Source organism: Methylobacterium sp. Leaf117, from assembly GCF_001422985.1.
In the GTDB taxonomy this organism is placed as follows: domain Bacteria; phylum Pseudomonadota; class Alphaproteobacteria; order Rhizobiales; family Beijerinckiaceae; genus Methylobacterium.
This window is the reverse complement of the sequence record NZ_LMNL01000038.1, coordinates 66,474-78,840: the sequence shown is the minus strand read 5'-3', so window position 1 is coordinate 78,840 and position 12,367 is coordinate 66,474. Positions and strand designations below refer to the sequence as shown.

10 protein-coding genes are annotated in these 12,367 nt (G+C 63.5%); 3 read left to right on the top strand and 7 right to left on the bottom strand.

Features of this window, described 5'->3' with window-relative positions; genetic code table 11:
• The first annotated feature begins 21 nt into the window (after positions 1 to 21).
• From ASF57_RS22435 to ASF57_RS22425, 3 genes are all read left to right on the top strand, one after another.
• On the top strand, positions 22 to 357 hold the full coding sequence (locus ASF57_RS22435; protein WP_056487717.1) for a hypothetical protein: 336 nt from the start codon (positions 22 to 24) through the stop codon (positions 355 to 357).
• Positions 358 to 1,075: 718 nt separating this feature from the next.
• Entirely contained in the window at positions 1,076 to 3,376 is a 2,301-nt protein-coding gene (locus ASF57_RS22430) for an FdhF/YdeP family oxidoreductase (protein WP_056487714.1), read from the top strand.
• Between the two features lie 367 nt (positions 3,377 to 3,743).
• Entirely contained in the window at positions 3,744 to 4,778 is a 1,035-nt protein-coding gene (locus tag ASF57_RS22425) for an SDR family oxidoreductase (protein WP_056487710.1), read from the top strand.
• Between the two features lie 40 nt (positions 4,779 to 4,818).
• Here ASF57_RS22425 and ASF57_RS22420 read toward each other — a convergent pair whose 3' ends face one another.
• The 7 genes from ASF57_RS22420 to ASF57_RS22390 all read right to left on the bottom strand — a co-directional run bounded on the left by ASF57_RS22420 (position 4,819) and on the right by ASF57_RS22390 (position 12,287).
• Positions 4,819 to 5,247 (bottom strand): cytochrome C oxidase subunit IV family protein, encoded by a 429-nt coding sequence (locus ASF57_RS22420; RefSeq protein WP_200935914.1) that lies wholly within the window; start codon positions 5,245 to 5,247, stop codon positions 4,819 to 4,821.
• 29 nt (positions 5,248 to 5,276) lie between these two features.
• Positions 5,277 to 5,903 (bottom strand): cytochrome c oxidase subunit 3, encoded by a 627-nt coding sequence (locus tag ASF57_RS22415; RefSeq protein ID WP_056487708.1) that lies wholly within the window; start codon positions 5,901 to 5,903, stop codon positions 5,277 to 5,279.
• A complete protein-coding gene (locus tag ASF57_RS22410) occupies positions 5,900 to 8,002 on the bottom strand; it encodes a cbb3-type cytochrome c oxidase subunit I (RefSeq protein ID WP_056487705.1) in 2,103 nt (700 codons plus the stop codon). The genes ASF57_RS22415 and ASF57_RS22410 overlap by 4 nt, the downstream gene beginning before the upstream one ends.
• The gene (locus ASF57_RS22405) at positions 7,999 to 8,832 is read right to left on the bottom strand and encodes a COX aromatic rich motif-containing protein (protein ID WP_244477068.1); all 834 of its coding nucleotides are present in this window, start codon (positions 8,830 to 8,832) and stop codon (positions 7,999 to 8,001) included. Before ASF57_RS22405 ends, ASF57_RS22410 begins: the two co-directional genes overlap by 4 nt.
• Positions 8,833 to 8,920: 88 nt before the next feature.
• Entirely contained in the window at positions 8,921 to 10,624 is a 1,704-nt protein-coding gene (locus tag ASF57_RS22400) for a GMC family oxidoreductase (protein WP_056487702.1), read from the bottom strand.
• Between the two features lie 15 nt (positions 10,625 to 10,639).
• Entirely contained in the window at positions 10,640 to 11,299 is a 660-nt protein-coding gene (locus ASF57_RS22395; protein ID WP_056487699.1) for a gluconate 2-dehydrogenase subunit 3 family protein, read from the bottom strand.
• The gene (locus tag ASF57_RS22390) at positions 11,286 to 12,287 is read right to left on the bottom strand and encodes a hypothetical protein (protein WP_244477067.1); all 1,002 of its coding nucleotides are present in this window, start codon (positions 12,285 to 12,287) and stop codon (positions 11,286 to 11,288) included. The genes ASF57_RS22395 and ASF57_RS22390 overlap by 14 nt, the downstream gene beginning before the upstream one ends.
• Between the last annotated feature and the right edge of the window lie 80 nt (positions 12,288 to 12,367).

Below are 12,367 nucleotides of genomic sequence, written 5' to 3'. Positions count from 1 at the left end.
CGCAACTCCGTGGAGGATAACATGACCTATCAGGCAAGAAGTACGTGCGGCGCCGCCTTCAAGACGGTTTTCGCTTCGGGAGCTCTGCTGGTGTCTCTCGCGGTGCCCGCCTTTGCCGTTTCGGTGACGAACCACGACACCAAGGAGCACACCATCACGGTGGATCGTGGAGCGAAGGAGAGCGCCCAGAAGGTCTCGGCTGGCGACACGCTGAACATTGATTGCCCGGAACGTTGCGGTTTCCGTGTTGTCGGCTCAGGCTACGGACGGCAGCCGGGTCCTGACGGTAAGCTGATTATCGATAAGGATGGCACGCTGCACTTTGCCGACGAGGCAACGGCTGCTCGGACGCGATGAAGAAGCCCTGAGGTCGCTGAGGTGCTTCGGTGCGTCAGCGACCCCAACATCCGAATGAGCTGGAAAAAGCTGTGATTGTGCGCATGGCGGACCAGTCACACCTCCCACTGCCCGCCGAGGTCGATATGCCAAACCAATACGTGATGGAGCCCTCCCGTAACGGAAATAAATTGGAGTTTATAACAAGTACTTTACAAATTCTGTTGCCTCGTCATTGCTCGTTCTGAATCGAGAAACTTTAACAGTATGCTGCAGGGAGGGGGCGATCCTTAAAATGGATGTCAGATCTGCGAGCATAACCCCGAAGAGCGCGGATGTCGGTCAATTGAGGAGAATTTCGCGAGTGGCCGATAGCCAGCTTCGTACGTTACAGCAGGGTCGTTGAACAATGCTAATGCAACTGAGGACTTGGCGAGAAACCAAGATTCAAAGTCGAGATCCACCACGGTACGAGCGTGGGCAGTTTCAGCAGGATGGGAACCTCGGTTGCCTCGTCCGCTAACCTGTCGAGGTGGTGCATGCCATTGACCGCTCGCGCATGAGCGAGGGGCACGTCCGCAGTACATCCGAATATTTTGAACGCGACTACCCCGATCGGCGCTTTGCTCGACAGCTGCTCAGGCCGCTGCAGGCGCGAGAGAGCGCGAATTTACAGCAGGGCAGACAGCCCGTCGTTCGCGCGGGCTGTTGCCGTTTTGCAAATCAGCGGAGAGTCATCATGTCCAGTGAGGAGAAGACGGCCCATTACGACGGTCCGTCCGGAGGCTGGGGGTCTGTGCGGGGCATTGCCCGCATCTTCGGCAAGGAATGGCCAACTCCGCTCGCGACCGAAACTTTGTTTCGGCAGAACAAGCCGGGCGGCTTCATGTGCGTATCCTGCTCTTGGGCAAAGCCCGCAAACTATCACCCGTTCGAGTTTTGCGAAAATGGTGCCAAAGCAACCCTCTGGGAACTGACGACCCAGCGATGCTCGCCAGAGTTTTTCGCCAAGCACACAGTCACGGAACTGCGCGAGTGGAAGGACTACGACCTGGAGCAGCAGGGCCGCCTGACCCATCCCATGCGCTACGATCCTGCGACCGACAAGTACGTCGCCTGCGACTGGGACGAAGCCTTCCGCGAGATCGGGTCCGAGCTGAAGCTGCTAGACCCGAAGTCCGTCATTTTTTACTCCTCAGGGCGCGCCAGCTTAGAGACGTCATACCTCTACGCGCTCTTTGCACGGATGTACGGGTGCAACAATCTGCCCGACAGCTCGAACATGTGCCACGAAACCACCTCGGTGGCTCTGAAGAAGGTGATCGGTGCCGGCGTCGGCACGATCGTCTTCGACGACCTCTCCAAGTGCGATGCGATGTTCTTCTTCGGCCAAAACACAGGCTCGAACTCGCCGCGCTTCCTGCACCCCCTGCAGGAAGCCGCCAAGCGAGGCGTCCAGATCGTCACCTTCAACCCGGTACGCGAGAAGGGACTGGAGTTTTTCACGAACCCGCAGAGCCCGGTGGAGATGCTGACCGGCAAGGAGACGCGGATCAGCACGCAATACCATCAGGTTAGGCCGGGCGGCGACATCGCAGTACTCATGGGCATCTGCAAGCACGTCTTCGCAGCGGACGATGAGGCGAAAACGCAGGGTAAGCGTGTCCTTGATACCGGCTTCATCGAGCAGCACACGAGTGGACTTGAGGAATTCGAGGCAAAAGTCCGTGCGATTTCATGGGAGGAGATCGAGCACGAATCCGGCCTGAGCCAGCAGATTATCGAGGGCGCGGCCCAGGTCTACGTCGAGGCGGATCGCGTGATCGGGGTATACGGCATGGGACTGACCCAGCACATGCACGGGTTCGAGAACGTCGCCCTCTTCGTCAACATGCTTCTCCTGAAGGGCAACATAGGCCGGGACGGCACTGGAATTTCACCCGTACGCGGTCACTCGAACGTGCAGGGACAGCGTACGGTCGGCATCTCGGAGAAGCCTGACCTCGTGCCGCTCGACAAATATGCCGCGCAGTTCGGCTTCGATCCGCCACGTGAGAAGGGTATGAACACAGTCGAGGCTTGCGAAGGCATCCTTTCCGGAAAGGTGAAGAGCTTCTTTGGTCTTGGAGGCAATTTCGTGCGTGCCATTCCCGAGCGGGGCCGCATGGAGGATGCTTGGACGACGATGCGTCTCACAGTGCAGGTCGCGACAAAGCTCAACCGGAGCCACTTGGTGAACGGCGAGATCGCCTACCTGTTGCCCTGCCTCGGTCGGACGGAAGAGGACATGCAGCTGAGCGGACCTCAGTCTGTGAGCATGGAGGATACCTTCAGCCACATCTACGGGTCACTCGCCAAACGCAAGCCGGCAAGCGAGCACCTCCTGTCCGAAGTCGCCATCGTGGCCGGGCTCGCCAAAGCGACGCTATCTCCCAATCCCATGGTGAAATGGGATGAGTGGGTCGGTAACTATGCGCTCATTCGAGACCAGATTGCCGAGACGTACTCTGAGGAGTTTCATGGCTTCAACGAGCGTATGTGGACGCCTGGTGGCTTCTACCGAGGCAACTCCGCACGTGAACGGATCTGGAAGACGAAAAGTGGAAAGGCGGAATTCACGACACCCAAGACGATGACCGCCGTCGGATTTGGGGAGGCGCCCGGTCGCTACCGGCTGATCACGATGCGCTCGAATGACCAGTTCAACACCACGATCTATGGCTTCAGCGACCGATTGCGAGGCATAGAGGGGACGCGTGACGTTGTGCTGATCAACCCTGCGGAGATGAAGCGCGCGAACCTACGAGAAGGACAGGTGGTCTCGCTGGTCAGCGATGCAGAGGATGGCATCGAGCGTGAGGTCGCGGGTCTTACGGTCGTACCGTTCTCGTTGCCGGATGGCTGTCTCGGTGCCTATTATCCCGAGATGAATCCGCTAATGCCACTGTCACACTTCGATGAGCAGTCGAAGACCCCGGCGGCGAAATCTGTTCCCGTTCGCATCAGGGCGGCAAGCAAGACAAGCTGCGTGACGGATTAGGGCGCGCCTCAGGAGCACGCGGCAAATCCGGGTTGATGTCGCCTTGTCGCAAGCTGGACCGGAGGCCCCTGGTTAGGCTGGGTCGGCTTCATGCCAGGCTTGGTTACCCTTCTGTAGTCCGAAGCAGGCTGCGAGCATCTGGTTCTGCTCGCAGGCAGCGCACGCACCAACGAAGACTGGTGGCACCACGCGCAGCAGGCAACCATGCTCGAGGTCGGGCGCCTCATCGGTACTCGCAAAGGCAAGCAGTGCCCTGGGTGCCGGTTCGGGACGGGGTTGTTGGCGACGGTTGGTCCAGCGTTGAGCCGCTGTCCCAATCGCCGCTTCCTTGACCAGGCCGCGCTACGTTTCGAGAGGAGGAAGATCCATGAGCCGAGCATCATCGACGGGCAGGCGCCAGACCGTTGTAGTAACGGGTGCAAGCGCAGGTGTCGGGCGAGCCATTGCGCATGAGTTCGCCCGACATCGTTGGAACGTTGCGGTGTTAGCCAGGGGCGAGGCTGGATTGGCGGGAACCGTGCGAGACATCGAGCGAGCCGGCGGGCGCGCTATGGCTCATCAGGTCGACGTGGCGGATGCCGATGCCGTGATGCGAGCGGCCGACGAGACGGTGGCACAATTCGGAGCCATCGACGTGTGGATCAATGTCGCGATGGTCACGATCTACGCGCCTGTCCAGCGGACGGGACCCGATGAGTACAAGCGGGTGACGGACGTCACGTACCTCGGCCAGGTCTACGGAACCCTTGCTGCGCTCAAGCACATGACCCCACGCGATGCGGGCAACATCATCTGCATTGGCTCGGCGCTCGCGTACCGCTCGATTCCTCTGCAATCCGCCTATTGCGCCGGGAAGGCCGCCGTGCGCGGTTTCCTCGACAGTCTGCGCAGTGAACTTCTGCACGACGGCAGCCGTGTGCGGCTGACGATGGTGCAGCTCCCCGCCGTCAACACACCGCAGTTCGATTGGGCGCGCTCACGCATGCCGCGCAAGCTCGAGCCGGTGCCGCCGATCTACCAGCCCGAGGCGATCGCCCGTCACGTCTACCGCGCCGCACACAATGCTCCACGGGAGCTCTGGATCGGCGTTCCAACTTGGAAGGCGATCCTGGGCAACATGATCATGCCAGGCTGGATCGACGGCTACCTCGCGCGGAATGGCTACAGCGGTGAGATGACGAGCCAAGCCGCGATAGTGAACCGCCCGGACAACCTCTACGACCCCGTCGACAAGGATCCTGGTGCCCACGGGCGCTTTGACGATCAAGCAATCTCCACCGTTCCGGCGGCAGATCCGCGCTGGCTGAAACTCGGCATTGCTGCGGCGCTCGGCGCGGCTCTGATCGGCGCTATGGCGGCTGCCCGATCGATCGACGCTTCGCGGCGGCCGCGCCGCCGCTGAGGCACCCATCGATCGGCCTCGGCTATCAGCCCGCGGCCGGCTACATCATGCGCGTGCGGAGGTTGAACAGCACGACGAGCGTGCCGCCCGCCATCAGGGCGATGATAAGCGTTGAGAACAGGATGAGCTCCAGGTCGTCGCGGGCTGTGCGCCTCAGGCTGACGTGTAGGAAGCAGCGGAAGTGCACGATGGCTTGGATCAGCGCGAGGGCGAAGACAACGCCCAGGGCCGTAGCGCCGCTCGCCCAGTGCCAATGCACGAGCGCGAAAGCGACGCAGGTCAAACCCAGAGCCAGGACGTAGCCGACCCCGTAGGTGATCAGGTCGCTGCGCCTGGACTGCGAGGCGTCCTCGTTAGACTCCTCGTTGCGGTGCTCGTCGAGCCGAGGTGGCTCCTTCGGCTTCCCAGCGCCACCTGACAGCAGCCTGGTGGTGCCGAGCGCGGCGGCGGCACCCATGGTCTTGAGCAACACTTTCGCCCTTGATTGGCCCTGCGCACTCATCCAAGCTTTCCCTGCAGGTAAACCACGGAGAAGATCGCGATCCAGATGATGTCGAGGAAGTGCCAGAACAGGCCGAGTTTCAGCAAGTTCAGCTTGACGCGGGCATCTGTCCCAAAGATCGCGATCTGCACGAGCATCACCAGGATCCAGAGGCAGCCGGCCGTGACGTGGAGGCCGTGCGTCGGCACGAGGGCGAAGAAGACAGAGAGGAAGCCGCTACGATCCGGTGTGGCGTTGTCGGAGAACATCGTCGCGAAATCGTTCAACTCGAAGCCCAGGAAGGCGATGCCGAGAACGAGGGTCAGGCAGAGCAGTGCGACAAGCTTCGTGCAAGAGCGGTCGTACTTCATCGTGATCGAGGCGAGCCCAAACGTGAGACTGCTCGTGAGCAGGATCAACGTCTCGATGAAGGCGCTGCCGAGCTTGAACTCGGCCTGCGGTCCCGGCGCACCTGCCGTGGCCGCGACCTGCGTGCCGTAGACCGCAAAGAGCAGCGCGAACACCATCGCGTCGCTCATCAGGAAGATCCAGAACCCGTGGACCCCGGTCTCGGCCTCATTGAGCTCGAGATGGCCTGAGCCCTTGAGGTCGAGGTCGACGTGCTGGAGTTGCGGTCCCGTCATGCCGCCACCTCAGCCGGAATGATCTCCGCGAGCCCGCGATTGACATGGCTCTCTTCGAGCTCACGCGGCACGGGGTGCGTGGCGTGCGCTAAATCGAGCCAGTGACGATCCGCGACTTCCACCTCGGCTGCGGGAATCCAGCGGTGGGTGTCGCGCACGAAGCTGCGCGCGATCACAGGTACCCAGATCCCCGCGAAGCCGAGGCCCGCCATCCACCAGATGTGCCAGACGAGGCCGAAGGCGCAGATTGCGCTGCCCAGTCCGACGAGCGGCCCAACCCAGCTGTTCTTCGGCATCTCGATACCGCGGTAATGATGGGCGGGCTTGTAGGCGCCGTCATGAACTTTGCGCAGGAAAAACGTATCACGCCCGCTGACGTGGGGGATGGTCGCGAAGTTGTATTCCGGCGGTGGCGCGGAGACCGACCACTCGAGGCTGCGCGCATCCCAGGGATCGCCAACGGGCACGCGGTTGCTCTCACGATCCCGCACGCTGACCCAGAGCTGCACGAACAGCGTTACGAGCCCAGCGAGCAGGATGAAGGCTCCGATCTCCGCAACCAGGAGCCAGGGCCAGTAGTCGGGCTCGAACAAGGCCTGGGAACGCCGCGGCATGCCCCCGAGACCGAGCACGTAGAGCGGCATGAAGGCGAGGTAGAAGCCGACAACCCAGCAGACGAAGGAGATCTTCCCCCAGCCTTCCGACAGCCGGAACCCGAACGCCTTCGGGAACCAGTACTGATAGCCGGCGATCAGGCCGTAGAGAGTGCCGGGAATGAGCACGTTGTGGAAGTGGGCGACCAGGAAGACGGTGTTGTGGACCACAAAGTCGATCGGCGGGATCGCGAGCAGGATGCCGGAAAAACCGCCGAGCACGAAGGTGATGATGAAGGCGACTGAGAACAGCATCGGTGGGGTAAAGCGCAACTTGCCCCGGAACATCGTCCAGATCCAATCGTAGACTTTGACCCCGGTGGGCACGCCGATCAGCATCGTGGCGATGCCGAAGTAGGAGTTAATGTCGGGGCTTTGACCCATCGTGAAAAAGTGGTGCACCCAGACCGTGAATGAGAGCAGGGCGATGACCATGGTGGCGATGACGAGCGATGTGTAGCCGTAGAGTTCTTTTGACGAGAAGGCCGAAACGACTTCCGAGTAGATCCCGAATGACGGCAAGATGACGATGTAAACCTCCGGGTGGCCGAACAGCCAGAAGAGGTTCACGTAGTTCATCATGTTGCCGCCGAGATCGTTCGTGAAGAAGTGGAAGCCGAGGTAGCGGTCAAGGGCGAGCAGGGCGGTCGCTACGGTGAGCGGCGGCATCGCGAAAATCATCAGAATCGCCGTGCACAGGGTGGTCCAGCAAAACAGCGGCATGCGCATGAGATGCATGCCGGGGCAGCGCTTCTTGTAGATCGTGGACGCGAAGTTGAGGCCCGAGAGGGTTGTACCGATCGACGAGAGGGTGATCGCCCAGATCCAGTAATCCGGCCCGACACCCGGCTGATACGCGGTCTCTGTGTAGGGCGGGTAGCCTGACCAGCCGCCCGTGGAGAACTCCCCAATTGCGAGTGAGACCATCACGAGACCGGCGCCCCCTGCTGTCAGCATCAAGCTGATCGAGTTTAGCAGCGGAAAGGCCACGTCACGGGCGCCGATCTGGAGCGGAACGACGTAGTTGATCAGGCCGGTCAGAAACGGCATCGCCATGAAGAAGATCATGATGCTGCCGTGCGTGCTGAACAGTTGCGCAAAATGCTCTGGCCCGACAATGCCAGGGGCATTGACCGCGAGTGATTGCTGCGTGCGCATCAATACCGCCTCAATCAGCGCACGCGTGAACATCACGCCAGCGAGCGCGATGTACATGATGCCGATCTTCTTGTGATCGAGGCTGGTCAGCCACTCCAGGAAGAGCGGGCGCCACCAGCGCTTCCAGGTCAGCACCGCCACCAGGGCGATGGCGCCAATCACCACCAGCGCACCCGCGAAGGCACCGATGATCTCGCTGATGTTCGGATTTTCCCAGGCTCGCACGAAGGGGAGAGACTTCGCGTCGAGGCGACCGAGTAGCAGATACCAAAGGCTGTCGCCGCTCATCGATGGTCCTTCATGTCGGCGGCATGAACGCCTGGGTGGTCTAGGTCGACGATGGATTGGAACAGGCCAGGCGTGACCGACCCGAACAGAAGCGGCTCGGCCTGGATTGAGCGGACGGACAGCGACTCGAAGGCGTTCATGTCGAGGGTCTTTCCGCCTGCGCGCGCCCGCGAGAGCCAAGCTGCGTAATCGTCCCTGGACTGAGCCAGGACGGCGAACTTCTGGTTCTGGAACCCCTTCCCGTTGAACTGCGTGTTCTCACCGCGGAAGCGGCCCGGCTCGCTGGCGGCCAGGTTGTGCTGCGTGGTCATGCCCGCCATCGCGTAGATCTGACCGCCGAGCTTGGGCACGAAGAACGACTGCATGACCGTGGCACTGGTCAGGCTGAGGTGGATCGGCCGGTCTGCGGGGAAGGCGAGCTCGTTGACACTCGCGACCCCTTCCGCGGGATAGATGAACAGCCACTTCCAATCGAGTGCCACCACCTGGACCTCGACCGGCGGATTGGGGGACGCGAGCGGCTTGTAAGGATCGAGCGCGTGCGTGTCGCGCCACAGGAACACCGCGAGGACGACGACGATGATGAGGGGCGGGATCCAGATCAGCCCTTCGAGCGGCCAATTGAAGGCCCATTTCGGCCGGTAGGCGCTCTTCGTGTTCGAGATTCGGTAGTGCCACGCGATGATCGGCGTGAGCATCAGCACAGGCCCGACAACGAAGAGCAGGATGGAGCAGGCGAGCAGGAAGAGGCTGCGGGTCTGCTCGGCGACTGGCCCGGCCGCACCGAGGAAGCCGTGGTCGAGTACGCCGCAGCCGCCGAGTTCAACCATCCCGGAGATAACCGCCAGCCGGGCCAGTATGGCTGCGGCCCTGCGAGGTAAGCGGGAGGGTCCGCCCTCTCCCGGCATCTGGTTCGTGTCAGGCACGCCCGCCCACTCCGTCCCGGGCACTCGCCTTTATGCGATCGCTAGTGCGCAGGGCGATCGCTTGGATCGTGAGTGAGGGGTTCACCCCACCGGCCGTCGGGAAGACGGAGCCGTCGCAGACCCAAAGGTTGGGAATGTCCCAGGAGCGGCAGTCGCCGTTCACCACGGAGGTCTTCGGGTCGTCACCCATGCGGGCGGTGCCGTAGAGATGGCAGGTGTCGTCGCGCTGCTCCCAGATGTTGCGCCCCCCAGCTGCGGCCAGTGCCTGTCCCATGAAGCCGAGGCCGTGACGGTTCAGCGCCTTGTCGTTGTCGCACCAGGAATAGGTGATACGTGGAATCGGAAGCCCGTATTGATCCTTTTCCCCTGTCAGGGTGACTTGGTTGCGCTCCTGCGGCAGGTACTCGGAGACGACCTTGAGCCCGGCGACGTGGTTGTAGCGCTGCATCTCGGAGACCAGCGCCTCCCCCCAGAGGCCGTGCGCGCCAGATTGCGTGCTACCCCAAAGCGTCGGGAGCGGGCCCTGGCTCATGTAGCAGTAGCCGCCGAAGAAGTCCTTGCCGCGATCCTCGTAGTTCCAGTGCTCGGTGACCGCGAGCGAGGGCGGCCCCTTGTAGCTTCGGATCTCCTCGTCGAAGTCGCCCCAGACCGCCTGATTGCCCTGGACCATGAGGTTCTTGCCCACCAGCCCCGAGGAATTGGCGAGGCCGTCCGGGAACTCGCGATTGGCCGACATCAAGAGCAGCCGCGGCGTCTCGATGGCGTAGCCGGCCACCACCACGTTCTTGGCCCGCTGGAAGCGCCAGCGGCCCTCACGATAGTAGTGCACGCCGGTGGCGCGCCCGCCCTTGGTCTCGATCCGCCCAACCATGGCGAGGTCACGGATTTCGGCGCCGGCCCTAAGCGCGCGCGGCAGGTAGGTCACGAGGACGCTCTGCTTGGCGTTCGTCGAGCAGCCGAGCGTGCAGAAGCCACGGTAGACACAAGGAGGGCTATCACCGCGTGGGGCCGAGACCGTGGCGAGCGGCGTGGGGGTCCAGGCGATGCCCATCGCTTCGGCCCCGCGGGCCAGCACCTTGGCGGCGGCGTTCAGCTCGTGGGCGCGGTAGCGGTAGCGCGGGCGCTTAGGTCCCCAAGGATACGTGACCGGGCCGGAGATCTTCAGGTCGTCCTCGACCTGGTCGTAGTACGACCACATCTCGCGCCAATCGAGCGGCCAGTCCGCGCCGTAGCCCAGAAGCGTGCGCGCCTTGAACCACTCGGGGCGGAAGCGCAGAGCGACCATCGCGTAGTGTACGGTGGAGCCACCGACGGACTTGCCGGAGTTGTTCGAGCCCATCTGCAGCGGGTTCTCGCCGTCGACGATGCGCTCGTCCGTCCAGTAGAGCTTCGACTGATGCATCTCGTCGGAGGCGAAGTCCTCGAGCGGACGCCAGTACGGACCGGCATCGAACGCTGCCACGGTGAAGCCCTGCTCGGCCAAGCTGCAGGCCAGCGTACCGCCGCCCGCGCCGGTGCCGACGACAACGAAGTCGATCTCCTCTCCATCACGGAACTGGCGCATCGGCACCCACTCGCCCATACGCATCACGTTCGGCGCTCGGCCCCGGGCGGCACGGGGCCTGTGCATCGGGTCGTCGGCAGGCGTGCCGGCTCGTGGGTCGTCCGCGGCGTTGCCAGTTCCTGAGATACGCATGTCGCTCAACAGTCCTCAGCGGCCGACGCGCAGGTTCTCGGCGTAAGCCTCGTCCTCATGACCAGGGTAGCTCTCGGCCGCTTCCCATGGGTCGCGGCGATCGAAGCCCATACGGACGTAGCCACGCGGGCTCGCCGGACCACCCCAGCCGATCTCGCTCCAAGCGGTGGGGTGAGCGTAGTAGGCCCTCACGAGATCGGGGATGATCCGCTTCTTGAAGAACAGATCGCTCGGCATGCCGTCCCAGGCCGGCCCTGTGAGCCCGCCCTTCTCACAAGCCTTCAGCAGCCCGTCCTGAGCCCACGCGCCAAGATCAGAAAAGGGAGCGCCGAAAGCCTTTTGCGCTTCGGCGTCCAGAGCTTTGAGGCCGCACCGCCATGCCTCGCCCTGCTCCGGCAAGCCAGCGTAGCGGTAGCCATCGTGTTCGCCACTCGCGAGCTTGTGGTCGACCATCGCCGCCACGGGTACCAGCGGGGTCCGGTCCGAGGGCTGGGGCACGATGCGCTCCGCAACGGCCTGCAGGGTCGCGAACGCCGCCTTATCGAGGAAGCGATGCGTCTCCGGCGTGATGGCCAGCCGCTCGTCGATGACCGCTCGGGTCTTGGCGTTCCACGACGGCGTGTCGCGTTTGGCCAGCACGTCGTAGCCGGGGAAGTGGTCTTTACGGGGGTGCATGGAGCCTCCGGGGGCTAGACAGGGAACGGTGGCGTTCGACGAGTTCGAGGGCGGCCAGACCACCCAGCGCGACCCCCGAGAACGAGGGGGGCGCAGGCAGCGGGGGGCCGTCGATGAGGTTCTGACGCCAGTTGCTCCAGCCGCCCATCATCCGGGCGACGCCATAGGCGTGGAAGGCAACGCCCGCGACTCCCATGGCCGAGACCGCCCACATGGCTGCCTTGGCATCGGCCTGGGAGGTTCCGGGCTCCCGGGTAGCCGCGAGCGCTAGCGCCGCCGCGCCGAGCGGCGGCAGGGTCACGGGGATCAGCATCGCCGGGTTTTGGAAAGCGCCGCGGAAGTGCAGCAGCCCGGCCTCCGCGGTGGTACCCAGCAGCATTGCGGCGGTGGCCAACGCCAGTACCTTGCCGGCGGGCAGGGCAGCCAGTCGGGGCGCGTCGGGATCGGCGTCGCGCACTCGTTCGGCTGCGACGCCAAGCAACCCGGCGAGCGTCAGCGCCATCGGCGCGCCGATAGGAGCGGCATAGAACAGGTTCTGGAAGGAGTAGCCACCCTCCCGCTTGCCCACGTTCCAGGCATGGAAGCCGAAGCCGACGAGCCCAGTTGCGCCGGCGACCGCCTGCACCGCGTGGCGCATACCCGAGCGGCCGGGATCGGTGTCGCCCGCGCCGTGCAGCGAGGAGGCAAGGGTGATGCTCGAGACGATGATAGGCGTGTACATCGCCCGGTTGAAGAACTGGCCCCGGTAATGTTCCAACGAGGAATCGAATAGCACCGAGCCAGCCAGCAGCGAGGAGGCATGATTGAGGCGCTGCGCGGCGCTGGCAGTGACTTCCGCGCCGCGCCGTCCGTAAGCCCGTCCGCGGTCAGGCGGCGCCTGCCGTCCGCCATGCGGAGCCGGGCCGAGACGTTTCGAACGTCCCGCGGCAATCCAGGTGAGCAGGCCCGCGCCCGCCGCCACAGCCGCGAGCACCGTGACCGGGTGCACGGCGGCCTCTAAGCGCAGTGGCGCCACACGCGGGCGAGTGAGCGGGCCGAGTCGATCTACAGCGCGCAACGCAGCCCGGC